At 59.3% G+C, this 26,388-nt stretch carries 27 protein-coding genes and 1 pseudogene; 8 read left to right on the top strand and 20 right to left on the bottom strand.

Translation table 11 applies throughout. The features are described from left to right. Window positions 1-135: 135 nt before the first annotated feature. The 3 genes from HBO41_RS11230 to HBO41_RS11220 all read right to left on the bottom strand — a co-directional run bounded on the left by HBO41_RS11230 (window position 136) and on the right by HBO41_RS11220 (window position 2,489). On the bottom strand, window positions 136-1,428 hold the full coding sequence (locus HBO41_RS11230; protein ID WP_169986256.1) for a sorbosone dehydrogenase family protein: 1,293 nt from the start codon (window positions 1,426-1,428) through the stop codon (window positions 136-138). Next, window positions 1,425-1,850 carry a DUF2231 domain-containing protein gene (locus HBO41_RS11225; protein WP_138451243.1) on the bottom strand — a complete coding sequence of 142 codons (426 nt, stop codon included), beginning with the start codon at window positions 1,848-1,850 and terminating at the stop codon, window positions 1,425-1,427. The genes HBO41_RS11230 and HBO41_RS11225 overlap by 4 nt, the downstream gene beginning before the upstream one ends. Before the next feature lie 126 nt (window positions 1,851-1,976). After that, a complete protein-coding gene (locus tag HBO41_RS11220; RefSeq protein WP_017138949.1) occupies window positions 1,977-2,489 on the bottom strand; it encodes a GNAT family N-acetyltransferase in 513 nt (170 codons plus the stop codon). A gap of 123 nt (window positions 2,490-2,612) precedes the next feature. On the opposite strand from HBO41_RS11220, the gene HBO41_RS11215 reads away from it, so the two are divergent. Together HBO41_RS11215 and HBO41_RS11210 are read left to right on the top strand one after the other, a co-directional pair. Then, complete coding sequence (locus HBO41_RS11215; RefSeq protein WP_169986253.1) at window positions 2,613-3,092, top strand: ATP-binding protein; 480 nt, start codon at window positions 2,613-2,615, stop codon at window positions 3,090-3,092. Then, entirely contained in the window at window positions 3,089-3,850 is a 762-nt protein-coding gene (locus HBO41_RS11210; RefSeq protein ID WP_169986251.1) for a nucleotidyltransferase domain-containing protein, read from the top strand. Before HBO41_RS11215 ends, HBO41_RS11210 begins: the two co-directional genes overlap by 4 nt. 58 nt (window positions 3,851-3,908) lie before the next feature. Here HBO41_RS11210 and HBO41_RS29820 read toward each other — a convergent pair whose 3' ends face one another. Both HBO41_RS29820 and HBO41_RS29815 read right to left on the bottom strand, forming a co-directional pair. Further along, on the bottom strand, window positions 3,909-4,676 hold the full coding sequence (locus HBO41_RS29820) for a methyl-accepting chemotaxis protein (RefSeq protein WP_371919082.1): 768 nt from the start codon (window positions 4,674-4,676) through the stop codon (window positions 3,909-3,911). Between the two features lie 87 nt (window positions 4,677-4,763). Beyond that, window positions 4,764-5,768, bottom strand: a pseudogene (locus tag HBO41_RS29815) (cache domain-containing protein); the annotation flags it as partial. A gap of 391 nt (window positions 5,769-6,159) precedes the next feature. Between HBO41_RS29815 and HBO41_RS11200 the strand changes: the two are divergent. Both HBO41_RS11200 and HBO41_RS11195 read left to right on the top strand, forming a co-directional pair. After that, window positions 6,160-6,588: a VOC family protein gene (locus tag HBO41_RS11200; protein ID WP_169986247.1), complete on the top strand. Its 429-nt coding sequence runs from the start codon at window positions 6,160-6,162 to the stop codon at window positions 6,586-6,588. Then, complete coding sequence (locus HBO41_RS11195; RefSeq protein ID WP_017138943.1) at window positions 6,581-7,030, top strand: NUDIX hydrolase; 450 nt, start codon at window positions 6,581-6,583, stop codon at window positions 7,028-7,030. The genes HBO41_RS11200 and HBO41_RS11195 overlap by 8 nt, the downstream gene beginning before the upstream one ends. Here the strand turns inward: HBO41_RS11195 and HBO41_RS11190 are convergent. Together HBO41_RS11190 and HBO41_RS11185 are read right to left on the bottom strand one after the other, a co-directional pair. Then, on the bottom strand, window positions 7,027-7,587 hold the full coding sequence (locus HBO41_RS11190) for a cysteine hydrolase family protein (protein ID WP_017138942.1): 561 nt from the start codon (window positions 7,585-7,587) through the stop codon (window positions 7,027-7,029). The genes HBO41_RS11195 and HBO41_RS11190 overlap by 4 nt on opposite strands. A gap of 265 nt (window positions 7,588-7,852) precedes the next feature. Then, the gene (locus HBO41_RS11185; RefSeq protein WP_017138941.1) at window positions 7,853-8,485 is read right to left on the bottom strand and encodes a TetR family transcriptional regulator; all 633 of its coding nucleotides are present in this window, start codon (window positions 8,483-8,485) and stop codon (window positions 7,853-7,855) included. A 111-nt stretch (window positions 8,486-8,596) separates the two neighbouring features. Here HBO41_RS11185 and HBO41_RS11180 point away from each other — a divergent pair, with 111 nt between their 5' ends. After that, window positions 8,597-9,253: an O-methyltransferase gene (locus HBO41_RS11180; protein ID WP_169986245.1), complete on the top strand. Its 657-nt coding sequence runs from the start codon at window positions 8,597-8,599 to the stop codon at window positions 9,251-9,253. A 3-nt stretch (window positions 9,254-9,256) separates the two neighbouring features. On the opposite strand, the gene HBO41_RS11175 is transcribed toward HBO41_RS11180, so the two are convergent. Next, window positions 9,257-9,877 (bottom strand): LysE family translocator, encoded by a 621-nt coding sequence (locus HBO41_RS11175; protein WP_017138939.1) that lies wholly within the window; start codon window positions 9,875-9,877, stop codon window positions 9,257-9,259. 134 nt (window positions 9,878-10,011) lie between these two features. Here HBO41_RS11175 and HBO41_RS11170 point away from each other — a divergent pair, with 134 nt between their 5' ends. Next, entirely contained in the window at window positions 10,012-12,210 is a 2,199-nt protein-coding gene (locus HBO41_RS11170) for an OsmC domain/YcaO domain-containing protein (RefSeq protein ID WP_169986243.1), read from the top strand. A gap of 120 nt (window positions 12,211-12,330) precedes the next feature. Here HBO41_RS11170 and HBO41_RS11165 read toward each other — a convergent pair whose 3' ends face one another. The 10 genes from HBO41_RS11165 to HBO41_RS11120 form a co-directional block, all read right to left on the bottom strand. After that, the gene (locus HBO41_RS11165; protein ID WP_169986241.1) at window positions 12,331-13,497 is read right to left on the bottom strand and encodes a cystathionine gamma-synthase; all 1,167 of its coding nucleotides are present in this window, start codon (window positions 13,495-13,497) and stop codon (window positions 12,331-12,333) included. Continuing rightward, on the bottom strand, window positions 13,494-14,870 hold the full coding sequence (locus HBO41_RS11160) for a cystathionine beta-synthase (protein WP_017138937.1): 1,377 nt from the start codon (window positions 14,868-14,870) through the stop codon (window positions 13,494-13,496). The genes HBO41_RS11165 and HBO41_RS11160 overlap by 4 nt, the downstream gene beginning before the upstream one ends. 139 nt (window positions 14,871-15,009) lie before the next feature. Continuing rightward, complete coding sequence (gene dapA, locus HBO41_RS11155) at window positions 15,010-15,861, bottom strand: 4-hydroxy-tetrahydrodipicolinate synthase (RefSeq protein WP_169986239.1); 852 nt, start codon at window positions 15,859-15,861, stop codon at window positions 15,010-15,012. A gap of 283 nt (window positions 15,862-16,144) precedes the next feature. Continuing rightward, window positions 16,145-17,119 carry an alpha/beta hydrolase gene (locus HBO41_RS11150; RefSeq protein ID WP_169986237.1) on the bottom strand — a complete coding sequence of 325 codons (975 nt, stop codon included), beginning with the start codon at window positions 17,117-17,119 and terminating at the stop codon, window positions 16,145-16,147. 162 nt (window positions 17,120-17,281) lie between these two features. Continuing rightward, window positions 17,282-17,761, bottom strand: a complete 480-nt coding sequence (locus tag HBO41_RS11145) for a VOC family protein (protein ID WP_017138934.1) — start codon at window positions 17,759-17,761, stop codon at window positions 17,282-17,284. 47 nt (window positions 17,762-17,808) lie between these two features. Beyond that, a complete protein-coding gene (locus HBO41_RS11140; RefSeq protein WP_169986235.1) occupies window positions 17,809-18,210 on the bottom strand; it encodes an ester cyclase in 402 nt (133 codons plus the stop codon). Window positions 18,211-18,226: 16 nt separating this feature from the next. Continuing rightward, window positions 18,227-18,946, bottom strand: coding sequence for an SDR family oxidoreductase (locus HBO41_RS11135; RefSeq protein ID WP_099549653.1), 720 nt, complete (start codon window positions 18,944-18,946; stop codon window positions 18,227-18,229). Window positions 18,947-19,190: 244 nt separating this feature from the next. After that, window positions 19,191-19,847: a hypothetical protein gene (locus HBO41_RS11130; protein WP_099549654.1), complete on the bottom strand. Its 657-nt coding sequence runs from the start codon at window positions 19,845-19,847 to the stop codon at window positions 19,191-19,193. Between the two features lie 62 nt (window positions 19,848-19,909). Continuing rightward, entirely contained in the window at window positions 19,910-20,737 is an 828-nt protein-coding gene (locus HBO41_RS11125; RefSeq protein WP_169986233.1) for an RES domain-containing protein, read from the bottom strand. A gap of 346 nt (window positions 20,738-21,083) precedes the next feature. After that, entirely contained in the window at window positions 21,084-21,704 is a 621-nt protein-coding gene (locus HBO41_RS11120) for a LysE family translocator (protein ID WP_169986231.1), read from the bottom strand. Between the two features lie 250 nt (window positions 21,705-21,954). Between HBO41_RS11120 and HBO41_RS11115 the strand changes: the two genes are divergently transcribed. Both HBO41_RS11115 and HBO41_RS11110 read left to right on the top strand, forming a co-directional pair. Next, window positions 21,955-22,443, top strand: a complete 489-nt coding sequence (locus HBO41_RS11115; protein ID WP_099549657.1) for a DUF2867 domain-containing protein — start codon at window positions 21,955-21,957, stop codon at window positions 22,441-22,443. A 245-nt stretch (window positions 22,444-22,688) separates the two neighbouring features. After that, window positions 22,689-23,669: a ketopantoate reductase family protein gene (locus HBO41_RS11110; RefSeq protein ID WP_099549658.1), complete on the top strand. Its 981-nt coding sequence runs from the start codon at window positions 22,689-22,691 to the stop codon at window positions 23,667-23,669. A gap of 24 nt (window positions 23,670-23,693) precedes the next feature. Here the strand turns inward: HBO41_RS11110 and HBO41_RS29810 are convergent, their stop codons facing one another. Together HBO41_RS29810 and HBO41_RS11100 are read right to left on the bottom strand one after the other, a co-directional pair. Next, entirely contained in the window at window positions 23,694-24,398 is a 705-nt protein-coding gene (locus HBO41_RS29810) for a methyl-accepting chemotaxis protein (RefSeq protein ID WP_256592468.1), read from the bottom strand. A gap of 937 nt (window positions 24,399-25,335) precedes the next feature. Beyond that, entirely contained in the window at window positions 25,336-26,355 is a 1,020-nt protein-coding gene (locus HBO41_RS11100) for an alpha/beta fold hydrolase (protein ID WP_169986227.1), read from the bottom strand. Window positions 26,356-26,388 lie beyond the last annotated feature (33 nt).

Genomic DNA, 26,388 nt, shown 5'->3' with positions numbered 1-26,388 from the left:
CCGTCCCCTGTGGCGAGGGCGCTTGCTCCCGTTGGACTGCGTAGCAGTCCCATGCTCTTGAAGCAAAGAGCAGGGGCCGCTTCGCAGCCCAGCGGGAGCAAGCTCCCTCGCCACAGTGACAGGGTCCAACGGCGGTTACCGATTGCGTGTCACCCGCCAAACGGTGTTGGCCAAGTCGTCAGCAATGATCAGCGCACCTTTGGGGTCGACCGTCACGCCCACCGGGCGGCCACGGGTCTTGCCGTCGTCGCCACGGAAACCGGTGGCGAAATCAATCGGTTCGCCAGTCGGCTTGCCGTTGCTGAACGGTACGAAGATCACCTTGTAGCCCACCGGGTTGTCGCGGTTCCAGCTGCCGTGTTCGCCGACAAACACGCCGTCGGCGAATTGTTCACCCATGGCCGGTATCGAAAAATCCACGCCGAGTGCCGCAACATGCGAGCCCAGGCTGTAATCCGGCTTGATCGCGGCCGCGACTTTCATCGGGTTCTGCGGTTGCGCGCGGGGGTCGACGTTCTGGCCCCAGTAGCTGTAGGGCCAGCCGTAGAAGGCGCCTTCGCGCACTGAGGTGAGGTAGTCCGGCACCAGGTCGGGGCCGAGTTCATCGCGTTCGTTGACCACCGTCCACAATTGCCCCGAGCCCGGCTGAATGGTCAGCGCGGTCGGGTTGCGCAGGCCGGTGGCGTAGGGCTTGTGCGCGCCGGTGGCTGCGTCGATCTGCCAGACCATGGCGCGGTCGATCTCCACTTCCATGCCGCGTTCGGTGATATTGCTGTTGGAGCCGATGCCCACATAGAGCTGGCGCCCGTCCTCGCTGATGGCCAGGGATTTGGTCCAGTGATGGTTGATCTGCGCCGGCAGGTCGGTGATTTTGGTCGGCGCGCCGCTGGCTTCGGTCTGGCCGTCGGTATAGTCGAAGCGCACCAGGGCATCCTGGTTGGCCACGTACAGCTTGCCGTCGGCGAAAGCCAGGCCATAGGGCGCGTTGAGGTTGTCGGCAAACACGGTCTTGAGCTCGTAGTTGCCGTCACCGTCGGCATCGCGCAGCAACGTGAGGCGGTTACCACCCTTGACCTTGGTGTTGCCCTGGGCCTTGATCACGCTGGCGATTACATCCTTGGGCTTGAGCTTGGCCGCACTGCCGCCACGGCCTTCGGCGACGAGGATATCGCCATTGGGCAGCACCAGGGTTTGCCGTGGAATGGCCAGGTCGGTGGCGATGGCCGTGACGCTGTAGCCTTGCGGCACCGTGGGTTTTTGCTCGCCCCAGGGTGTCGGCTCGGCAATCTTCATGCTCGGCAGCAGGCTGCTTTGTTGCTCGGGCAGTTTGGGATCGGGACCGCGTGCCTGGGTCTTGTCGCCAGCATCGCCACACGCGCTCAGCAACAGCGCTGCGCTCAGTAAGGTCAGCGTATTGAGTGGGTTCATTTGGCAGCTCCCGAGCGCAGGTTGGTCAGGCCGACCCATGTGGCAACAATCGCCAGAACCGTCACGATCACCGACAGTACCAGGCCAACAGGCATCATGGCGTAGGCGTCCTTGGCATGTTGGAAGGCGTTGACCAGCCCGAGTCCCCAGGTGATCAGTAACAGCAGGAAGTACGCGGCGGGGCGTCCGCCTTTATGCTCGGCGCGCACCAGGTTGACCAGCGCGAACAACAATGCAAAGCCACAAAACACCAAGGCACCGGCGATCAGCCAGGACGCGAAGTTGGCCCATTGGATCTGATAGGTCTGGCCGTAGGCGATGTCACTGAGCAATGCACCGAGAAACAGCGGCACGGTGCCGGCCAACAGGGTCGAGTGCAGCGGGCCAGGCCTGACGAGTGGGTAGGCGGGAAGGGTGGTCATGGGGTCGCGGCTCCTTGTTTTATCCAACGCCCCGGGGCGGGGCAGCGCATAGGGAAGGAGCGTAGAGCCTGGCGGATAGTTCAGCGCAATTCGTGTCGAAATATTATTTCAGGGTTTGACAGGGCTTTAACGGGTCCACACATAGCGCACCTCTTCCAGCGTCACGCCACCGCGCACCAGCGTGCGACGGCTACCCGGGTCTTCAGTGCCGCCAAAGCGTGTATAGAAACGTACGGCTCTTTGGTTGGCGGCTAAAACCCATAAGGAAATGCGTTTATAACCCTGTTCAACCAAACGTTGGAAACCCGCCTGCCACAATTGCGCGCCGATGCCGTGACCCCAGTAGTCCGCCAACACGTAGATAGCCATGACCTCTCCCGATGCGACCTCGGGCGTGTCCGTATCCCGGCAAAGGCCCAGCGACAGCCAGCCGATAACGTTGCCATCCACTTCGGCGACTAATACGCCAGCGTCTTGGCTTTCAATCAAGCGCGCCCAGTTAGCCTCTTTCTGCGGCAGTGTTGTGCTCAGCGAGGCCAGAAAATCTGCTGGCATCAGGTCTACATAAGCCTGTTGCCAACTGCTCACATGCACCTGAGCGATGTGCTTGGCGTCCTTGGGCAATGCATCGCGAATCATAACCATCCCTTGTCGTTAATTTGTCGAAACCAGGGTGCCCATTCACTGTTACAGAATAGGTTCTCATTATGCAGAACCCTGAAAACTGGCATGCTTCAGGGCCTGACAAAAGGAACCCTGTCCATGCCAACCCTGCACCTGCTGTGCGGCAAGATCGCCTCCGGCAAATCCACCCTGGCCAACACTTTGGCCGCTGAACACGCCGCCATCCTGTTGAGCGAAGACCATTGGCTCGCCACACTTTACCCAGGCGAAGTCCTCTCGATTGCCGATTACGTGAGCTGCGCCCAGCGTATTCGAGGTGTGCTCGGGCCGTTGCTGATCAACGTGCTGCAATCGGGCATCAACGTGGTGTTGGACTTCCCAGCCAATACGCTGGCTAATCGCGAGTGGCTGCTGAGCTTGGCTCAGGCTGCGCAAGCGCCGCACTGCCTGCACTATCTGGAGCTGGATGACGCCACCTGCCGCAGCCGTTTACAGGCGCGCAATGCCCAGGGCGAGCATGATTTCGCCGCCACCGACGCCGAGTTTGACCTGATCACCCGCCATTTCTGTGTGCCGAGTGAGGCGGAAGGCCTGGTGATCGAGGTGCATCACCCATGAGTACGGTGACCGGTGTGGATGCCCAGGGCTGTGTGCTGACGCTGGGCAATGCCGCCTTCCAGCCTGAGTTTGAGCCGCTGCTGGCGGATGTCATCGCCAGCCTCTCCCAGTCCGGGCTGGACGGCATTTATGTGTATGGCAGTGTCGCCAGGGGCGAAGCAAGCCCAGGCGAATCGGACCTGGACCTTAGCCTGATTCTGCTCGAACCGCCGGATGCACAGGTATTGGCACACTTGGAAACGCTGCGCCAGGCGCTGGAGCAACGCCACCCGGTGGTCACCAAGATTGACTTCGATATCGGCCACCGCGCCGAAGTACTGGCGCCCGAAAACGCAAGTAAATGGGGTTTCTGGCTCAAGCATCATTGCCGTTGTGTGTGGGGCGAGGATCTTTCGCTGCGCTTTGAATGCTTCCTGCCTTCGCGCGAAATCGCCCTGGCGTTGAATGGTGATTTTGAATCCGTGTTGAGCGGCTATCTCAACCTCATCCATCAGGCCAATACCCCAACCGAGCGCCTGCGGCTGCAACGCGAAGCGGCTCGCAAGCTGATTCGAGCGACCAACATATTGCGCGGCCCCGACGCGCCCTGGCCGTACACCCTCGAAGAGCACGTTGCCTTGTTCGTACAGCATCACCCCGCGATGCGCATCCAGATCGCGTATTTCCTGTTCGAGGCGCGAAACCCGAGTGCCGTGGGCGAGCCCTTCAGCGTGCGACTGCAAACCTTTATCGAGTGGATGGTTTCACAGCAGGTATAGACAGCAGGTATAGATAGGTAATTTGGCACTCAGGCTCACTTTACCTACGCTGCGCACATCAGGATTTAAAACGCCCGACCAAGCCATTCAGCTCCTGCGACAGGCTCGATAACCGCCCCGAATCATCCTGCGCAGCATTGGCCAGGCTCTCCACCAACCTTGCCTCGTCATAGATCTGCTGGATATGGCGGTTGATTTCTTCGGCCACGCTGTGTTGTTCCTCGGCGGCGGCGGAAATCTGCAGGTTCTGGTCGCGGATCTCGTTTACCGACAACTGGATGCCCTCGAAACTGTCCCGCGCGTTTTCGATGGACGACACGCTGGCGCGGGACAGGTCCAGGCAACTGCTCATCTTCTGGGTGACTTCTTCGGTCTTGCTGCCGAGGGTGCCGAGCAACTGCTCGATCTCGCCGGTGGAGTCGGAGGTGCGCTTGGCCAGCGCGCGCACTTCATCGGCCACCACGGCAAAACCACGGCCCTGATCACCGGCGCGGGCGGCTTCGATGGCGGCGTTGAGGGCCAGCAGGTTGGTCTGCTCGGCGATGGCGCGAATAGTGCCGAGGATCTGGTTGATGCTGCGGCTGCCGGCTTCCAGCTCGACCATGGCCTGGGATGACTCGGTCAGGCGGCGGCCCAGGCGGTTGACGTTATCGGTGGTGACTTCGATCTGCTGTTTGCCTTCGGCCACACGGCGATGGCCGTTCTCGGCCGACTCCGCCGCGCCGCTGCACGAGCGTGCGACTTCGTTGGCGGTGGCGACCATTTCATTGAACGCGGTAGACACCAATTCCACCGCCTCACGCTGGCGCCCGGCGGCTTCGTTCATGTTGTGTGCCACTTCGCTGTTGACCCGTGACGCGTCCTGAAGATTGGTGGAGGCCGCGCCAATATGCTGGATCAGCTGACGGATTGCGGCGAGGAATTTATTGAACCAGCCCGCCAGCTCGGCAGTTTCATCCTTGCCCTGTACTTGCAGCTCATGGCGCAAATCGCCTTCACCCTGGGCGATGGACTGCAAGCCGGTACTGACCTGGCCGATCGGTTTGACGATCACCTTGGAAAACGCCGCGGCGATCAGCCCGAAGATCAGCACCAGCACGGCCACGATTGCCGTGGTCAGGTAGGTCATGCGCGTCGCCGCTGCCATGACTTCGCTGTATTCGATCAGCCCCACATACCGCCAGCCCAGGCCCGGCGAGGTCCACACGTTGGCCATGTAGCGCACGCCGTCGATGACCACCTCGGTTGAGCCCTGGGGCGTCTCGGCCAAGTGCGCATACGGCGCGCCGAGGTCCTTGAGCGGCTTGAAGTTGTGCGCGGCGTTGCGCGGGTCGACCAGCACCACGCCGTCTTCGATCAACATCACGTAGCCGCTTTCACCCAGCTTGATGCTCTTGAGCAATTCGGTGAGGTTCTTCAGCGACACGCTGACCACGAACACGCCCTTGGCCTTGCCGCTGCTATCGAGCAGCGCACGTGCGGTGCCCACCAGCGCCACATCATCCTTGTCATAGTAGTAAGCGGGTGTGCGCACGGTCTTGTTGGGGCTGGCCATGGCAGCCTTGTACCAGGGACGGGTGCGCGGGTCGTATTTGGCCAGTTGTGGGTCATCGGGCCATTTGGCGTAGGTGCCGTCTTCGAGGCCAATGGACAGAATCGCAGCGGAAGGGTGGGTGGCGCCAAAACGGGCAAACTGGTCGATTACCTGCTGCGCCTGGGCGGGCATTGGCTGGCTCGCGGCGTTTGCAGGCTGATAATCCTTTAGGGTGTTCACTGAAGTGTATACAGGATCAGCAGACATTTGATCGACGTTCTGCAAGGTGCCGTCGAAGAATTGCCGGATATTGCCATCGATCTGACGTATTTCGCGGGTGCTGCCATCAATAAACTGATCGACCGCCTGAGTCCGCGTGTTCATGACGGAGATAACTGCAACCAGGCTAACCGGGATAAAGGCGACAGAGACGAACGCGAGGACGAGCTTGTTTTTTATTTTCATCGAGACGACCACTGGGCGAAGAGGCGATTTGATATCACTGACTGTCTCGGCCCGAGGGTTATAAAGCTTTAGCTTTATTTTGTGTACAACAAAAAATGTTTTTGTCCTGAAAATTTAACCATGCACAAGCATGGGGCCCGCCAGGTTGAAAGTGTTGAGCCCTGGGGTGTTTTCACCGTTAAGATGCCATCGATATTTTTTCATTAAGGATGATGCATGCCACTGATCACGGAACGTGTCGCACTGGCCCGCAGCGGTGCCAACGATAAAGTCATCTGCCGCATGGCCTCAGGTTGGGCGGTGATGGGCGATGCATAGAAATAATCTGGTCCCGGAATTGATGGTGACCGACCTGAACCGCAGCCTTGAGTTCTGGGTCGGTTGTCTGGGGTTCACGGTGGCTTATCAGCGCCTGGAAGACGGCTTCGCGTATCTTGACCTGGACGGAGCCCAGGTGATGCTTGAACAAGTCGACCCACTCGCCAGTCAATGGCTCACGGGGGCGTTGGAAAGGCCATTCGGGCGCGGCATGAACCTGCAAATTGATGTCGTGGCGGTACATCCGGTTATTCAACGGCTGGAGAGGGCGGCCTATCCCGTGTTCAAGGCCTGCAAAGACGTGTGGTACCGGGCAGGCGAGGTCGAGGTTGGGCAGCGCGAGTTTCTGGTACAGGACCCGGATGGTTATCTGGTAAGACTGGTAGAGCGGCTTGGTGAAAGGACGAGAGACAATGCGTGAGCGCAAGGCGGCACGCCTTTTGGTGATCAGCCCGGCTCGAAAAGTGCTGCTGTTCCGGTTCGTCCACAAGGACGGGGCACTGGCCGGCAGGAATTACTGGGCGACGCCCGGCGGCGGTGTTGAAGCCGGGGAAACCTTTCACACCGCTGCGATCCGTGAGCTGCGCGAAGAGACCGGCATTGTGGTCAGTGACGTACAAGCGCCGGTAGCAGATCGCCGATTTGAGCTGATGCTACCCAGTGGTGAAACGGTGTTGGCCATTGAGCAGTACTTTGTTGTGCAGGCGCAAAACGAGCACCTGTCGCGAGACGAATGGACAGTGCAAGAAGCCCAGGTCATGGCGGATCACCATTGGTGGTCCACCGAGGCGCTGCATTCGACGGCAGACACGGTATGGCCAGAAGGGCTTATCGACATGCTCGCGCAGGCAGGCGTTTTTTAAAGCATGGCCAGGATATCGGCAGTGGCTGTGACCCTGGCGTAATCCATCGCCAGGTTGCTGAGCGACAGTGCATGCACATCCTCGGCAGGCCAGAGGCGGCCCGATAAATCGGCTTGATCAAAGGTGTAGCAGGCGTCCGCCGCCACTGTTACCTCAAAACCCAGGTTGCCGCCGGAGCGCGCCGTAGACTCGACAGAGTTGTTGGTGATCACCCCAACGATCACCAATTGCCGGATCCCACGCACATGCAGCCAACGCTCCAGGCCGGTGGCGGCGAACGCATCCGGGACGTTTTTTTCCACCACATGCTCATGCTTGAGCGGTGCCAGTGCCGGCTGGAACTCACAGCCCGGTTGGCCCGGCCAAAACACCGAGCCTTCGCTGCGGGACATGTGCCGCACATGCACCACGGGGCGATTGGACTGCCGCCATGCACGCTGCAGGTGCTGTATCTGCACCTCGGCGTCGGGGTTATTGCGGCGCCCCAGCGTGGGGTCATTCATGCCTTGCTGCATGTCGATGATCAACAACGCGGCGTTTGTGGCTAGCGGTTCCATGGCACATCCTTTGGCTGGATCAGGCGCGAAACATAGCAGCGATTGGGCGTGCTTAAACAGGTCTATTGTTCGAAGCTCATTTGCACGATGCACATCGATCCAAAGTGGGAGCTGGCTTGCCTGCGATAGCGGTCTATCCGTGCATACATCGGTGACTGACCCATCGCCATCGCAGGCAAGCCAGCTCCCACAGTCGCCGATACTCCCATCGAGCGCTGGTGCCTTCAATCGCCGTGTGAACCTTCCGCTACGGCTTCGTAAGCAATCAGGGCCGATTGAGTGTATTCACATAAGCACTGAACATAGCGGCCATGCCATCGGCATACACCTCGATTTCGGCAGCGGTGCGCGGGCTGAAGGAAAAGTCCTTGCCCACGCAACCCAGCGTGCTGCGGATCAGGTCACACGCCAGTGCGCGGGTTGCGTCGGGCACCTCGGGCAGCAACTCATGCATGAATGTCTCAAAGGCTTGCCGGCCGGCCGCGCGCACTTGCTCCGCTTCCGGCGCATCGCGGTACAGCGGCGCCGCGTCGTGCAGCGCACCGCGCATCAGCGCCTCCTCGCACTCGGAATGGATAAATGCATGCACCAAGGTACGCAGGCGGGTCAGCGGTGCTATTTCGGTTTGTTCGAGGATGTCGCGCAGCATTTGGGTGGTCTGCTGCCATTCATCACTTTGCAGCCGAAACAGGATCGCGGCCTTGTTGGGGAAATATTGATACACCGAGCCGACACTCACGCCGGCTTTTTCCGCGACCCGCGCGGTGGTGAAACGCGTAGCGCCTTCCTTGGCCAAAACCTGAATAGCGGCTTCGAGAATCGCCGCCACCAACTCGGTCGAGCGTGCCTGTTGTGGCTGTTTGCGCGAGGCAATACGGGGAGTCTGGCGGGTGGTCATTTCGGGCTCCGAGCGCTGGGCGAACGCGAATAGCGAAGGCGATGAATCACTCGCATACTTTTAATGCGACGAATTAATCGCATCTTAGTCCCCCTTCGACGGAAATCAATCATGACCACCCTGACCACCGCGCCTCTTGCAGCCCTGATCGAACGCCTCTACGCCCAAGCCAATGCGGCGACCAGCCCGCTCATCGACACTGTGTCGCCGCAAGAGCGCAACCGCCTGATGCACAGCAAAACCGAGTACCTTGAGCTTTACACGATGCTCAAGGATCTGTGGCTGCCCGTCTCGCGTGACACCGGCAACCTGCTCTATATGCTGGCCCGCAGCAGCCATGCAAAAGCTATTGTCGAGTTCGGCACCTCGTTCGGGTTGTCCACCATGTTCCTGGCTGCCGCACTGCGCGACAACGGCGGCGGCGTGTTGATCGGCAGCGAATTCGAACCGTCAAAGATTGCCCTGGCGCGCGAACATTTCATCGAAGGCGGCGTCAGCGACCTGATCGAGGTGCGCGAAGGCGACGCGCTGGTCTCATTGGCTGCAAACCTGCCGCAAACGGTCGACCTGCTGCTGCTCGATGGCGCCAAGTCGCTGTATGGCGATGTGTTGAACCTGGTAGAGAAGCACCTGCGGCCGGGCGCGCTGGTGGTGGCTGACAACACCAACTACTGCCCTGAATACCTGGCGCACGTGCGCGAACCTGGGAACGGCTATCTGTCGGTGCCGTTTGCCGATGATATCGAACTGTCGATCCGCCTCGGCTAAGGTTCAGCGCTTGCTCAACGCCAAGCGCGCGGCGAACAACACGAAGATCATGCCGGTGGTGCGGTCCATCCACCGGATCACCTTTTCCCTGCGCAGGAAACCGGACAGCGGCCGGGTGGCGCCAATCAGCAGCAGTGACCACAGCAGGCCCAGCAGCACATGAATGCTGACCAGGCCAAAGGTCCAGGCAATCAGCGGCTGGCCTTGGGGGATGAATTGCGGCAGGAAGGACACGTAGAAGATGCCCACTTTGGGATTCAGCACATTGCCCAACATGCCCTTGAGGAACCAGTTGCCGCCCGGTTTGCCCTCGGCTTTGGCGGGTGACAGTGAGCGGCGTGGGCGCACCAACATGTTCAGGCCCAGCCACGCGAGATAAGCCGCGCCGCAATATTTGAGCAGGTTGTACGCCAGCTCCGACACTGCAATCAAAGCGCCCAGGCCAAACGCCACGGCCGCGCCCCACAGCAAGCAACCGGCGTTGATGCCGAAGGTGGCGTGCAGCGCCTGGCGTTTGCCTTCGACTGTGGCGGTGCGCAGCACCAGCGCGGTATCCAGCCCCGGCGTGAGCGTGAGCAGGGTGGCGGCGAAGGTAAAGGCGAGGAGGTTATCGGTAATGGACATGGGCCGATGGCTCAAAGTGTGGTGGGTGGACGTTAGCACCGATCGGCAGCCGATTCGCAAAACCCTGAGACTTCCCGGCGAAAATCTTCATAATGGCGGCCAATTTGTTTAGCTCGTTATTCTGGTGTGCCCGCATGGAAATTAAGGTCAACTTTCTCGACAACCTTCGGCTTGAAGCCAAGTTCGATGACTTCACGGTGATTGCCGACCAGCCGATTCGCTACAAAGGCGACGGTTCGGCCCCGGGTCCGTTCGATTACTTCCTGGCTTCGTCGGCGTTGTGCGCGGCGTACTTTGTGAAGCTGTACTGCGCAACACGCAATATTCCCACCGAGAATATTCGCCTGTCACAGAACAACATCGTTGATCCGGAAAACCGCTACAACCAGATCTTCAAGATCCAGGTCGAGTTGCCAGCGGACATCTCCGACAAGGACCGCCAGGGCATCCTGCGTTCCATCGACCGCTGCACCGTGAAGAAAGTCGTGCAGGCCGGGCCGGAATTTGTGATCGAGGAAGTGGAAAACCTCGACGCGGATGCGCAGGCATTGTTGATGCCCAATTCAACCTCCGAGGCGGGCACCTACATCGCCGGCAAGGACCTGCCGCTGGAGCAGACCATCGCCAACATGTCCGGCATTCTCGCCGGCCTGGGCATGAAGATTGAAATCGCCTCGTGGCGCAATATCGTGCCCAACGTGTGGTCGTTGCATATCCGCGACGCACACTCGCCGATGTGTTTCACCAACGGCAAGGGCGCAACCAAGGAAGGCGCATTGGCGTCTGCCCTGGGCGAGTTTATCGAGCGGCTGAACTGCAACTTCTTCTACAACGACCAGTTCTGGGGTGAGGAGCTGGCCAACGCGCCGTTCGTGCATTACCCGGACGAACGCTGGTTCCAGCCTGGGCCCAAGGACGAGCTGCCGAGTGAAATCCTCGATGCCTACTGCCTGAAGGTCTACAACCGTGAGGGCGAGCTGCGTGGCTCGCACCTGTTCGACACCAACTCGGGCAATGAAGAACGCGGGATTGTTGCGCTGCCGTTCGTGCGCCAGTCCGACGGCGAAGTGGTGTATTTCCCGTCCAACCTGATCGAAAACCTCTACCTCAGCAACGGCATGAGCGCGGGCAATACCTTGGCTGAAGCCCAGGTGCAGTGCCTGTCGGAGATTTTCGAGCGCGCCGTGAAGCGCGAAATCATTGAAGGCGAGTTCGCCTTGCCGGACGTGCCCGCAGAAGTGTTGGCCAAATACCCCGGCATTGTCGCGGGTATCGAAGGCCTGGAAGCCCAGGGCTTCCCGGTGCTGGTCAAGGACGCATCCCTGGGCGGCGAGTTCCCGGTGATGTGCGTCACCCTGATGAACCCGCGCACCGGCGGCGTATTCGCCTCGTTCGGCGCACACCCAAGCATGGAAGTGGCGCTGGAACGCAGCCTCACCGAACTGCTCCAGGGCCGCAGTTTTGAGGGTTTGAATGACCTGCCGCAGCCGACCTTTGAAGGTCAGGCGGTGACCGAGCCGAACAACTTTGTCGAGCACTTTATTGACTCAAGCGGCGTGGTGTCGTGGCGCTTCTTCAGTGCGCAGTCGGACTATGAGTTCGTCGAGTGGGACTTCTCGGGCGAAGGTGAAAATTCCAACGCCGAAGAAGCCGCCACCCTGTTCGGCATTCTCGAAGGCATGGGCAAAGAGTCCTATATGGCGGTGTACGAACACCTCGGCGCCACGGCTTGCCGGATCCTGGTGCCGGACTACTCGGAAATCTACCCGGTGGACGACCTGATCTGGGACAACACCAACAAGGCGCTGTTTTTCCGTGCCGATATCCTCAACCTGCACAGCCTTGACGAGGAGGCGCTGCAGGCGTTGGTCGAGCGTCTGATCGAAAGCGAGCTGGACGATTACACCGACATCACCACCTTGATCGGCATTGAGTTCGACGACAACACGGCGTGGGGCCAGTTGACCATCCTGGAGTTGAAACTGCTGATCTTCCTGGCCTTGCAGCAATATGAGGAGGCCAAGGAGTGCGTGGAGATGTTCCTGCAATACAACGACAACACCGCTGAACGCGGCCTGTTCTACCAGGCCGTGAACGCAGTGTTGGAGATGCAGTTGGACGACGACCTGGACCTCGCCGATTACGAGGCCAACTTCCGCCGAATGTTCGGTAACGAGCGGATGGATGCGGTGATGGGTTCGGTCGATGGCAGTGTGCGGTTTTATGGCTTGACCCCGACCAGCATGAAGCTGGAAGGCCTGGATCGGCATTTGCGTTTGATCGAGAGCTATAAAAAACTGCATTCGGCGCGGGCCAACGTCACTTCAGCCTGACACAATCCCCCTTGTGAAAGCTGGCTTGTGTGGGAGCTGGCTTGCCTGCGATAGGATCACCGCGGTGCAACTGATACACCGAGGTGTCTGTATCGCAGGCAAGCCAGCTCCCACAGGCGTCTAGATCAGGGCCAGCGCCTGAGCCAGATCGGCTCTCAAATCTTCCACATCCTCAACCCCCACCGACAACCGCACCAACCCATCGCCGATCCCCAACTGCGCCCGCGTCGCCGCAGGAATGCTTGCATGGGTCATGATCGCCGGGTGTTCGATCAGGCTTTCCACGCCGCCGAGGCTTTCGGCCAACGCGAAAATTTTCACGTTTTCCAGAAAACGTGTGGCACCCGCCAGATCACTGTTCAAATCCACCGAAATCATCCCGCCAAATCCACGCATCTGCTTGCGCGCCAGTGCGTGCTGCGGGTGCGAGGCCAGGCCTGGGTAGTACACCCGCAACACTTGCGGCTGCTGTTCCAGCCAGGTGGCCAGGTCCAGTGCGTTGCTGCAATGGCGCTCCATGCGCAGTGCCAGGGTTTTTACCCCGCGCAGGGTCAGGAACGCATCGAACGGGCCGGCAATCGCGCCGACCGAGTTTTGCAAAAAGCCCAGGCGCTCGGCGAGTTCCGGGTTGTGGCCGACGATGGCGATACCGCCGATCACGTCGGAGTGGCCGTTGAGGTATTTGGTGGTGGAGTGCACCACGATGTCGAAGCCCAGCTCCAGTGGGCGCTGGATCCATGGGCTGGCGAAGGTGTTATCGGCCACGCAGATGATGCCGCGATCGCGACAGATACGCGCAATGGCGCTGAGGTCGGTGAGGCTCAGCAGCGGGTTGCTCGGGGTCTCGACCCAGACCATGCGTGTGTCGCTCTGCAGTGAGGCTTCAAAGGCCGACAGGTCGCTTAAATCGACAAAGCTGAAACGGTGCCCGGCACTGCGTTGACGCACCTTGTCGAACAGCCGGAACGTGCCGCCATACAGGTCGTTGCCGGAGACAATATGCGCACCGGCATCCAGCAGTTCCAGCACAGTGGAAATCGCCGCCAGCCCCGAAGCAAACGCAAACGCCGCACTGCCGCCCTCCAGGTCGGCCACGCAGCGCTCCAGGGCAAACCGCGTGGGGTTGTGGGAGCGCCCGTAATCAAAACCCTTGTGTACGCCGGGGCTGTCTTGCAAATAGGTGGAGTTGGCGTAGATCGGCGGCATCAGCGCGCCCGTGGTTGGGTCGGGGGATTGCCCGGCATGGATCACACGGGTGGCAAACGCGCTTTTATCGGGCAGGCTCATGCAAGGGATCTCCGTAGGTGGTTAAGCAGGTCGACGCGGGTGATCAGGCCATGGAAGCCGGATGTGTCGGCAATAATCGCGACCAGGCCGCGATCCAGTTCCGCCTGCAATTGGGCCAGGCTGGCGCTGGGGGCCAGGGTTTGCAAGGTTTTGCTCATGGCGTCTGCCACCACCATGGAAAAGTGTGTGGCGTCCTGATGCAGGCCCAGCAGGATGTCGGATTCGTCGATGACGCCGACCAATTCACGCCCATCCACCAGCACCGGCAGTTGCGAGACATCCGCCAGGCGCATGCGCTGGAAGGCGGTGAGCAAGCTGTCGTCGGGGCTCACGCTGATCACCCGGCCGTCTTCGAAGCGCCGCGCGATCAGGTCGCGCAGGTCGCCGTAGTGTTTGTATTGCAACAGGCCCGCGTCGTTCATCCATTGGTCGTTGTAGACCTTGGACAAGTAGCGCGTACCGGTGTCGCAGACGAAGGTGACCACACGTTTTGGCTCGGTTTGTTCGCGGCAGTAACGCAGTGCGGCGGCAAGCAGGGTGCCGGTGGATGAGCCGCCGAGGATACCTTCGGCCTTGAGTAACTGACGGGCGTGGTCGAAGCTTTCTTCATCGCTGATGGAGTAGGCATGGCGCACACTGGAGAGGTCGGCAATCGAGGGGATAAAGTCTTCGCCGATGCCTTCCACGGCCCAGGAGCCGGGCGTTTCCATTTTCCCGCTGCGGCTGTATTCGGCCATCACCGAGCCCACGGGGTCGGCCAGCACCATTTCCAGTTCGGGCTGCACGCGTTTGAAGAAGCGCGTAAGCCCGGTGAGGGTGCCGGCCGAGCCGACACCGACCACAATCGCGTCCAGATCATGCTGGGTTTGCGCCCAGATTTCCGGGGCGGTGCTGGTTTCGTGGGCCAGCGGGTTGGCGGGGTTGTTGAACTGGTCGGCGAAGAATGAACCGGGAATGTCTTTGGCCAGGCGAGCGGCCACATCCTGGTAGTACTCGGGATGGCCCTTGCCGACATCGGAACGGGTGATGTGTACTTCGGCGCCCATGGCCTTGAGGTGCAAGACCTTTTCAGTCGACATCTTGTCGGGCACCACCAGCACCACACGGTAGCCTTTGGCCCGGCCGACCAGCGCCAGGCCCAGGCCGGTGTTGCCGGCGGTGGCTTCGATAATGGTGCCGCCCGGTTGCAGGCGGCCGTCACGTTCAGCGGCGTCGATCATGGCCAGGCCGATACGGTCCTTGATCGAGCCACCGGGGTTTTGCGATTCCAACTTGAGAAACAGCGTGCAAGGGCCAGTATCGAAACGGCTGACCTTGACCAGCGGCGTGTTGCCGATCAGTTCGAGCACGGCGGGACGTGGGAGGCTGGGCATGAATTCACCTTGGTTGCGAGCAGACAGAGGTGGAGCAGCAAAGTAAAGGCGTGCCTTGGAACATAGGCCGGGATCGCGCCGGTCGCAACCGGGCGGTCCGTTGGATGTCTTTTTTTGGCGCATGAACCCGACAGGGCGTTTACAGCAGCTCGCCCAACGCCTGCTGTACGCGCGCACTGGCAGCTTGCATTGGCGCGCGCAGTTCGCTGCCGATCAAGCCCTGCAACGCCAACCCAGCCTTCACCGGTGCCGGGTTGGGCTCCATGAACATCGTGTTGATCAGTGGCAATAACGTGAAAAACGTCGCCCTGGCCTCGGCCAATTGGTTATCGCGCACTTGCTGGCACAGCGCCACAAAGGTCTCGGTATGCAGATGCGCCGAGGCCGCAATTGCGCCACTGGCGCCCAGGCACAGCGCGTTAAAAATCTGGACGTCTTCGCCGCACAACACATTCACGTCACCACTGGCCAGCAACGCCAGGGTATTGGTTAGGTTGCCGCCACAATCTTTGATCGCGCTGATTCGCGGGTGTTTGACGATGCTCAACAACGTGGCCTGCTCAAAGGTCACGCCGGTGCGGTAGGGAATGTCGTAGAGCACAATCGGCACGCTGGAGGCATCCGCCACCGTGCGGAAAAACGCCTCAAGGCCAGCCTGGGAAGGGCGGATATAGCTGGGCGCGGGCACCAGCAGACCGGCTACCGGGCGCTGGAGAATTTCGCTTTGAAAGTGCAGCAGTTCAATCTGATTGTTGCCCGCCAGGCCCATCACCACCCGCTGTGCGGGCACCCATTGCAGCACGGCATCGAGCACGGCGAGCTGCTCCTGACGGCTCAACGACGCGGCTTCGCCCGTGGTGGTGCAGACCATGATCCCGGCGACGTGTTTTTCCAGCAGGTGACCGACCAGCCGGTGCAGGCCGATAAAGTCGATGGCGCCATCCTGAAACGGCGTGACTATGGGAACCCAGATACCTTGAAACGATGACATGCACTTTCTCCTGATGGTTGACCGCTAAAGTCACCGTCAGAAGGGCAGAGGGAGTGTGCAGAAGGAGGAGGGGCCGCCGCGCTCAATGTCCTGTCAGCTCATCTGACGGGACAGCGCGCCCCGGTCACATGAGCGACTGTTTCTTCGATTTAAGGGCGTGCGCCACGCAACCTTGCGCCTTGGCAATCAAGCCAATGGCACAAAGGTTAACGAAAGACGTTGCTGACATGCGCTGGCACACCCTGAATAAGATCTCCATCTTCAGGGGATGTGACTGAATATGTCAACTCCGCCGAAGGTGCTCGCGCACAAATGCGGCGACCTCGGCTGCCAGTTCCGCATCTTCCGGTGCGCCCATGAAGCCGCCATGGGGCATGGCCTCGAACACATGCAGCAGCGCCGGCACCTGCGCCTGGCGCAAGGCGCGGTGCATGCGCACGGTGTTGGACAGGAACAGATCCCGTGTACCGCTTTGCAGGAAGGTCGGCGGGAAGCCGGCCAAATCACCAAACAGGGGCGACAGGTACGGGTGGGACAAATCCGCGCCATTGGCATACAGCAGGTTGGTGCTCATCAGCGGCATGGGCAGAACCACGTCGACGCCTCGGTTGACGTGGAAACTGTCGCCGGATTCGGTCAGGTCGACCTCCGGCGAGAGCAGCACCAGCGCCGCTGGCATTGGCAACCCTTCGTCACGGGCGCGCAAGACCATTGCCGCCGCCAGGTTACCGCCTGCCGAACGGCCGCCAATCACGATGTGCTCAGGCGCATGGTGCTTGAGTACATGGCGGTAGGTGGCCACGCAGTCATCCAGCGCCGCCGGGTACGGGTGATCAGGCGGCATGCGGTAATCAATGCCGTAGCACATCAGGTTGTGCAGGTCGGCCTGCTTGCCGGCGGCAATACGGCAGTTTTCGCCGCCACCGAACACCAGTGCGCCGCCGTGCAGATCGATGTAGGCAAAGGGCGTGTGGCCCGGCGGTGTGGCCACGTGCACGGTGGCGCTTTCTACTGTGATGGTGTGCAGGTTGGCGCGCAGTGCGTCCGCCTGCCCGGCATTGGCGCTGGTGTAGTTCTGGTCGACGACGGCTTGCAGCTGGCGCCAGCCATCGTGGTCGTGCGGCGCGGGCATGCTGTGCAGTGCGTTCAACGGCACGCCATCAGCCCCGACCAGGCGCTGGAGTGTCGCCTGGGCTAGGGCGCTGATCGAGCTTGGGACCGGGATGGTGCGCGGTTCAAGTTTTACGCCATGGATCATGGGCCTGAGACTCGTGTTCGACGACTGAGGCCGCAAGAATGCCAGACTGCGGGCGGGTGTGGGAGCGGGCTTGCTCGCGAAAGCGGTGGGTCAGTCAATATCTGCCTGTCTGAAAGATTGCATTCGCGAGCAAGCCCGCTCCCACACTGGTCTGTATAGCGTTCAACGCCCAGCTATCGCAGCTTCGATGGCGGCCACGTCGATCTTGGTCATGGTCATCATCGCATCGAACGCACGCTTGGCGATGGCCGGGTCGGCATGCGTCACCGCCGCAGACAAGACGCGCGGGGTGATCTGCCAGGACACGCCCCATTTGTCCTTGCACCAGCCGCAAGCGCTGGCCTGGCCGCCGTTGTCGATAATGGCATTCCAATAGCGGTCGGTTTCGGCCTGGTCGTCCGTCGCCACCTGAAACGAAAACGCCTCGCTGTGCGGGAACGCCGGGCCACCATTCAGGCCCAGGCAGGGAATGCCCAGCACGCTGAAGTCGACGGTTAATACATCGCCTTGCTTGCCCGCCGGAAAGTCGCCAGGGGCGTGATGCACGGCCGTCACAGCGCTGTTCGGGAACGTCCGGGCGTAGAAAGTGGCCGCCTCCAGGGCGGTACCGTTGTACCAGAGGCAGAGGGTGTTTTTGTTCATCTTGGGTCTCCACGGGGTGGTTGGGTGTAGAGAGTCTAGACGGTCGATCAAGGTTTATCGGGTGTCAGCTGTTGGGCTATCGCGGCTTTGTCGATGACCGACCAGACCCGCGCAATTTTCCCGTCGCAGCACTCGTAGAATACGTTTTCATCGAAGGCCACGGTCCTGCCGTTGATCGGCAGCCCGAAGAACTCGCCTCTGGGGCTGACGTTGAAATTCAACCGGCTGGCGATGGTAGGCGGGTCGGCTACCAGCAGTTGGATGCGAAACACCAGGTCCGGGATCTCACGAAAGTCGCGTTCCAGCATCGCGCGGTAGCCTGCCAGGCCGACGGTGGTGGCGTTGTAGGTCACCTGCGGGTGGACGAAGTGGCCCAGGTGCTCCCAGTCCTGGCGGTTGAGGCAGTCGATGTAGCCTTGGTAAAAGTCGGCGAGTTCGGCTCGGGTCATGCTGCGTTCTCCTGGTTCAAAAGCGCTCGTCAAGGATGGCTGGCAAGGTGATGTCCTTGACGAAACTGGCGGAAGACAAACTCAAGGTCATACGCACCACCTGCACTACATCGTGCACGGGAATCGAGTGGCCTTCATCGCGTTGCGCGGCCTCGGCACGTGGTGTGCTCAGCGGGTCTTCGGTGTTCAGGTAGCCCAGGTTCAGGCAGGTCACCGCCAGGTGCTGTTGTCGGTAGCCTTCGCGCAATGCATCGGCGATTCCGCGCAGGGCGAATTTGGAGGCACCAAAGGCGACTTCCGGGCGGCCACTTTGCGGCAGGCCGGAGGTGGAGCCGGTGAGGATAATCCTCGGGTTAGTGCTTTTGAGTAACACCGGTAGCAGCCGTTTGATCAGCAGGATCGTTGAGGTGATGTTGCAACTGACGATGGCCTCCAATTGGTCGTCGCTGTCTGCCGTGAAGCGGTAGGCCGGGTCGAAGGCCAATTCTTCCCAAATGCCGAGGTTGTAGATCAGCGTGTCCAACCCGTGTTCTGCGACTGCGTCGACGATGACCTGCGCAGACTTGGCGGGCTCGGCCAGGTTGGCCTCGACCCAATGCAGGTGTACACCGGCAAGCGGCGCGAGGTTTTCAGGACGGCTGCGGGACACACCGATCAGCGTGTCCCCAGGCTCGCCAAGGCCTTCCATCAAGGCTTTACCAAGGCCTTTGCTTGCACCGACTACCAGGGTTTTCATCGACTTTTTCCTTGTCTTGGGAGGTGGTAAAGCACTACAGAATACAGTTTACTTGAGCCTGTTGTGCCGGTTCGAACTGATGAGAATGGCCACAGAAGGGTGAAATCCAACCTGTGTTGACGAACGCCAAGGACATCTTGAATTACAGGTTGCTCGATTAAAATCGGGAGTTTGGTGTCGGTTAATTCACCGTTGTTTGGGATGGTGGGGTTCTGTGTGTTGAAGCCTCAGGAGGATTGATTTCTTAGGGCTTATTGCAATCCTGCGCGCATTCAATTGTAGACGCTTGCAGTTTCCCGGCTTCGGTAGGTGTGCGCATTTGCAGATTCGCCAAGGCCACTTTTTTAAAGCTTGAAGATAGCCGGCTTAGTCGTCTGTGCATCATATAGGAGTATACGCAGGCGATGCTGCAGATAATCGTCACCAGAAACTTGTGCTCAGGAGGCGCGTAACATAAAGCAGTGACTGCCCCAGCAAAAGAATTTAAGGTCGCGCCGCGGGCAATTCGATCTCTGCTGATATAAGCCTCCATCGTCCTAATTGCATCGGAAGGGGAAAATGCGAGGATCGCGGCGCCTTTTTTGTAAGGGTCTTCTTTTGGTTTTCCTGCGACAGTACGATACATTGCTAACGTTGTGTCACGGATTGAAGGCGGAAGTATTATTGCTTTGCTTGCCAACTTGGTTATTTCTCCCGATCGTCGTATGAAAAACGACGACGTGGTGTCCACATAGATTCCCAGGATATAGGCAATGGGTAGATAGATGATGATAATGAATTCTTTATAGTCATGAATAGTGTGCAGCAGAAGTGGGTAGTAGTTGGCAAATACCGCAGTTAGCCAAGCCGACGCCACGACGCCAGAAATCAAATACTCTATAAGTGCTACTGCAAATTGCATCATTCCTCCAGTTATAAGTATTCAAAGCTGTGCTAGTTGGTTTGGTTTGTTGTTTTGCGCGGTCATAAACTCCACTCTTGAGTGAGCAGTTTCAGCGGGGCGGCATTGACGCCTTCATGGTCTTTTCGTTTGATGAGTGTTTTTGTCCTTTTGCTGAGTTGATAGATCTGCCTCATTGCCTTGCGATGTTCAGTCATGAATCTTGATTTATTTTTATGATAATCCTGCGATGTGAATATTCTTTTTTCGTTTTTTACGTCGTGTGACAGAATTTTTATATAGTAAGGGCGATAATGCTCGTCGCATCGGGCAAGCCAGCCGACTTGTAGCTCGGCGGCGGAAAGTTTTTCCTCGGTCATGGCGAGATTTGTAATAGAGTCTATTTCTCCCCACGTTGTGTGGCAGTATTTTTCTGGGATCTTTACGGAGTTGTAAGCAATTCCATGATGGGTTTTATAGTTCAGGAGGTTGTTATAGGTGCGTGTGATGACTTCGTAGAAGTTTTTATCTTTAGTTGTGAGTAGTGAGTTTAAAAGCTTGGTGTATTTGGATTTGCTAGCACTGGCGCTTACAAATTGTGTATCAGTTTTGAATACAAAGTAACTGAGTAGGAAATGATCGCCTGGCTCAACTTCACATTCTTTTAAAGCAACGAAAGGATGGTCGGCCAGATAAAGTGTGCGTTCTCCTTGTGCATTGAAACGACCCGCACGGGTTTTTTCAACTTCTGGAGCGCAGAAGTCGCTATTCTTTAAGGGCGAGCTTAGGAACTCATCAAGTTTTTCATTTCTTATTCTCCGGACCCTTGAGAAAATCGATCCTTTGCAGTATAGGCGAGACTCAAAGGGTAGCTGCGCGACACTGAACGTTTCGGGCGTTGAGTCGGGCATCAAGTACTTTCGTATCGCTGCGCAGTATCCCGCGACGCCTATATTGGCATCGAATTTTTCGAAGTTGGGTAGTGGAGGGTACCCAAATTTAAGTTGGAAATATAGGGAGGGGGCTTTTCTTAAATCCATTTAGTAATTGACCTGCTGTCCTGGGTTTACGTTGGTAGGTGGGATAGATGATGCTCATGATAATTTTAATAAATATTATGTCTTGGTGTACCCGTCTGCAATATATTAAATCAAATATTCTTTCATTTTAGTGCTGCCATGAAGAACAGCACTCGGTGCTGACTTTGTTGGCTCAAATTTTTTGATTTGCATGGTGGTTGAGTGCGCGGGGCCGCCCTCAGGCCCTGCGCGCCATCAACAACACCGTCGCCGCCGCCGATAACAGCCCGGCGCAGCAGCGATTGAATAAGCGCTTGCCGCTGGGTTCGGCAAACCAGCGGCGCATGTGCGTGCCCATGTAGGCGTAGGCGCTGATCGCTATCCATTCTAAACCCAGGAACATCCCACCCAGCAGCGCGAATTGGGGGGTGATCGGTTGGCCGGGTACCACGAATTGCGGGAGGAACGCGGTGAAGATCAGGATGGCTTTCGGGTTGCCGGCTGCCACCAGGAACTCCTGACGTGCCAAGGCCCACAATCCCACCTTGTCTGTCGCTGATTCAGCTTCTTTCTGCGGGTTAGCCCGCCAAAGCTGAAATGCCAGATAAAACAGATACGCCGCACCGAGAATCTTGATCCCGTAGAACAGCAGCTCCGAAGTCTGCAGCACCACCGCCAAGCCGGCAGAGGCGAGGGCGATCATGCCGGCAAAGGCCAGCAAACGGCCAATACCCGCAAGGCAAGAAGTGCGATAGCCATAGCGCGTGGAGTTGCTTACGGACAGCAGGTTATTGGGGCCCGGCGCCATGTTCAGGGCGAAGCAGGCGGGCAAGAATAGGGCGAGGGTGGCGAGGTCCATGGCGGCTCTGGGTGGGGGCGGATGGAAGCGTTGAGGATAAATGCAGTTGAGGCGCTTGAGCAATTAGCACGTGAACCCCAACGCGCGTGGGGCACAATCAAGAAGGCAGCCCGTGAGGTCAGGTTTATTTTGGCTTACCACGATACCCAGCCTGTCCCGCGCTTTACTTGAGTTGCGGTGCAAAATAACCTGCGCCCTGCAGGCATCGCCCTGTTTCATCACAAACCGCGTTTTTCAGGGAGAAAATCAGTTGGTTACCACGAACATTGTTCACACGCTGGGTGCACCGACAGCGCTTGATTACTACGACCGCAGGTCGGTTGTGTTGCCCGTTGATATCACTGCACTGGCGGCGTGGAACATCATGACCGCCGAACCTGGCATGTTCATGCGGTTGGCCTTTCGAATCCGCGACCGGATTTCTTCGTTGTTCGGTGTGAAACGCATCGGTGGGTTCTCGGGCTCACCGCGAATCAGCGTGCAGGTGGGCGAGCGGCTGGATTTTTTCCTGGTAGAACACAGCGCCCCGGACGTGTTGGTGCTGACCGAGCGCGACCGGCACCTGGATGTGATGATTTGTCTGTCGATCACTGATCGGGTGTTTACGATTACCTCATCGGTGCTTACCCATAACACCTTTGGGCGTCTGTACATGTTGCCGGTGGGGCCGGCGCACAAGCTGATCGTCAACAGCAACCTGAGGCGACTGAAACGCACGCTGGATGCGCTGCAAAAGTAACCTGTGGCGAGCAGGCTTGCCCTGCGTTGGGCTGCGTAGCAGCCCTCAGCCTTGCTAACTGACTAACCGCGTTGGCTGAAGTGGGGCGGCTTCGCCACCCAGTGCGGGGCAAGCCCGCTTGCCACAGTGGTAGTGTTTGCCTTGGCTGATGGGTGTGAGCCAAGTGCGGCTGTTTTTCAATGAGACGGGCTTGTTCCGGCCTGTTTAGCCAGTATTCTGTTCCACTCCCTCAGTGAGGTTTACCCATGCGCGTCACGGTCGTAGGTGCTGGAGCAATCGGTGGTTTCCTGGCGTGCAAATTGTTCGCCGCCGGCCACGACGTCAGCGTGATCGCGCGTGGCGAAACACTCGCCGCCATTGGCGAGCATGGGCTGAAGCTGCACACGGGCGATGAGGTGTTGGTTGCCCCGCTGAAAGCGACCTGCGCACCTGAAGAGCTTGGCATTCAGGAGATGGTCATATTTGCCGTCAAGGCGCCGGCATTGCCCAGTGTGGTGGAACAGGCCAAGGCATTGATTGGCCCGCAAACCCTGGTTATTCCTGCACTCAACGGCTTACCCTGGTGGTATTTCCTGCAGTCGGCAGGCGCTTTGGCGGGTATGCGTCTTGAGGCTGTCGACCCCGGTGGCGTGATAGAAAAGGCTGTGCCCGTTGCAGCCGTTGTCGGTTGCGTTGTATTTGCCTCATGTACCGTGTTGAGTCCCGGTGTGATCAAGCACATGTCCGGAAGCCGAATGGTGTTCGGTGAGCCGGCCGGTGGTAATAGCGCGCGCGTAGATGCAACCACCGAGGCTTTTCGTGAGGCAGGTTTTGATGCCCACGCCCACGCCAATGTGCGCGAAGAAATATGGTTGAAGCTGCTGGGCAATGCCTGCTTCAACCCGGTCAGCCTGTTGGTGGGCTGCGCAACCGATGAGTTGATCGACGACCCATTCCTGCACGCACTGTTCATCGGCATGATGGATGAGTTGCTGGATTTGGGACGCACACTGGGCATCGCGCCCCAGATTGATTCCGCGCAACGCATTGCGATCACCCGCAAGCTCGGCAAGGTGAAAACCTCGATGCTGCAAGACGTTGAGGGGCACAAACCGGTGGAGATCGAGGCCATCCTTGGCACGCTTGTTTCAGTGGCTGATCGCATCGGGGCACCGATACCTCGCACGCGCACCGTGTATGCCTTGGCGCGCATGCGGGCTAAAAACCTTGGGATTTTGCCAGGCTGAGCCATCCTCACGTTGAGGCGTTTTTCAGGGGTGAAACCTGCGCCCCAACGCATCCAGCCGCACTGCTATCGGCGGCAACTGCTCACTGCTGCGCGCGAGGGTTTCCACATCATCCGCGGTGTTTTGTGCAATGTTCTGCACGGACTGCAGGCGCCCGACGATCTCCAGGTTGGCCGAGGTTTGTTCGCGGGTGGTCATCACGATTCGCCCGTTCAGCTCGTCGATATGCGCGATGTCGGCGCCCACGGCCTGCAACATGTCCACCGCCAGTTGGCTGTCCTCCACACAACGCGCTACACCTGCCTGGCTGTCGTGCATGGCCTCGACGGCCTGGCGGCTGCCGTGTTGCAGGCCTTCGATGATCTGTTTGATTTCCTGGGTGGAGACGGCGGTGCGTTGCGCCAGGCTGCGGACCTCATCGGCGACCACCGCAAAACCCCGGCCTTGCTCGCCGGCGCGGGCGGCTTCGATGGCGGCGTTGAGCGCCAGCAGGTTGGTCTGGTTGGCGATGCTGCTGATCACTTCGAGTACCGAGCCGATCTGCTCGGCCTGGGTGGCCAGGCCTTGTACGGTGTGGTTGGTGCCGTCGATGCGTGAGGCCAGTTGGGTGATTTCATGTTGGGCACGGCCGACGCTTTGCTGGCCGCGCACAATCTGTTCGCGGGCCTGGCCTGCATGCTCCACCGCGTGTTCGACGTGTTGCGTGATGTGGGCGGTGGCGTCTTCCATACGCTGCATGGAGCCGGTCATCTGGTTGATTTCCGCCAACTGATGGCGTGCGCCGGTTTCCAGGGTACCGCTGGCGCTGGCCAATGCCTGGCCGAGTTGGCCGAGACCGTGGGAGTCACGGGTCACGCCATCGATCAGGTGGGTGATCTGCTGCAGGAAGTGGTCGAAACGCTTGGCCAGGGACACATGCACCTTGCCTTCACCCTGGGCGGTTTCTACCGTGAGCTGGGAGGTCACGGCGAGCATTTTTTCCAGCATCTCCTGGCTTTCGACCGCCTCGGCCTGGCTATGAATGGCGAGGTAGAGCAGGGCGACCGTCTCCATCACAACGTAGAAGGCGTGCACGAACACCATGTTCCAGCCGCCATGATGGTCCATCACAAATACCGGGAAACCCTGATGTTGCAACGCGTGAAACACCACGTGGTGGACGGCGATGGTCAGCGCCGCGACGAGGATCGGCAGCCAGTCGCGGTAAAACGTCAGCACCGCCAGCAGCGCGAAGATACCGAAGTGCGCTTCGATCAAGCCCTGCGCCTGGTTAATCTGCAGCGCCGCCATGACCATCAGGCCGGCGCCCAGCAAACAACGCATCAAACGGGTGCCACCGAGGGCGCGATAGAGCAAGGTGAGCACCACGCTGGCGCCGCCGCCGACGATCACCGCTTGCAGCCAGGTGTCGTGCCAGAAGGCCAGGCCCAGGGAGAATAAAAACATCAGCCAGATCAACGCCAGCATGATGCGGTCGGCTTTGCGGTAGTGCTCCAGGAAGCGGGCGCGTTCGGGCATTCACTCTTACTCCATGTGGTCGAGCCAGGAACAAAGCATGCGGCGTGCCATGACGGCTCGCAAAAGGAACGCCAAAGGGCGGCGCCAGAAGCGTATCGGCATTCCTTTGGGCGACTTTAGGCACGGCTGCCAAGCAGTTCACGTCGCTTCACAGGCGATCGGCGTCCACTATGGCCTTGGCAAACGCCGCCGGCGCTTCTTGCGGCAGGTTATGGCCGATGCCGCCGCTCACCAGACGAAACTGGTACTTGCCGGTAAAGCGTTTGGCGTAGTCCTCAGGTAACGGGTGCGGCGCACCGTTGGCGTCGCCTTCAAGCGTGATAGTCGGCACGCCAATGCTCGGTGACTGCGCGAGTGTTTGCTCCAACGCAGCGTATTGCGCTTCGCCCTGTACCAGGCCCAGGCGCCAGCGGTAGTTGAAGACGGTGATGGCCACGTGATCGGGGTTGTCCAGGCCTTTGGCGCTGCGTTCGAAGGTGGCCTCGTCAAAGGCCCACTTCGGCGAGGCGGTCTGCCAGATCAGCTTGGCGAAATCGTGGGTGTTTTTCTGGTAACCGGCGGCGCCGCGTTCGGTGGCGAAGTAGAACTGGTACCACCACTGCAACTCAGCTTTGGGTGGCAGCGGGTTCTTACCGGCGGCCTGGTTGCCGATCAGGTAGCCACTGACTGACACCAATGCCTTGACCCGTTCCGGCCACAGCGCCGAGACGATATCTGCTGAGCGCGCGCCCCAATCATAACCGCCCAGTACCGCTTGCTGGACCTTCAGCGCGTCCATGAAATCGATCACGTCCTGGGCCAGCGCCGCCGGTTCACCATTGCGTAAGGTTTTATCCGACAGAAAACGCGTATCGCCATACCCACGCGCATACGGGATCAACACGCGGTAGCCCTTGCCGGCCAACAGCGGTGCGACGTTGGCGTAGCTGTCGATATCGTAGGGCCAGCCATGCAACAGGATCACCACTTGGCCATTGGCCGGGCCGACCTCGGCGTAGGCCACATCCAGCAGGCCGGCCTTGATGTGCTTGAGCGTCCCGAACGCTGATTGATGCTGCGGTGCCGGGGTTTGCGGTTCGGGCATCTCGGCATGGGCCATGCCCATGGCCGCGAATGGCAACAGGGCAAAAGCCAGGAAAAGTGGGTGGCGTTTCAACTGAGCGTGCATGGCGAGCCTCCTGGGGCTTGATGTGTGCCGAGT

This window comes from Pseudomonas sp. WS 5146 (genome assembly GCF_012985495.1).
Classification (GTDB): domain Bacteria; phylum Pseudomonadota; class Gammaproteobacteria; order Pseudomonadales; family Pseudomonadaceae; genus Aquipseudomonas; species Aquipseudomonas edaphica.
The sequence above is the reverse complement of the archived record's forward strand: the minus strand, read 5'-3'. Positions and strand labels throughout refer to the sequence as shown.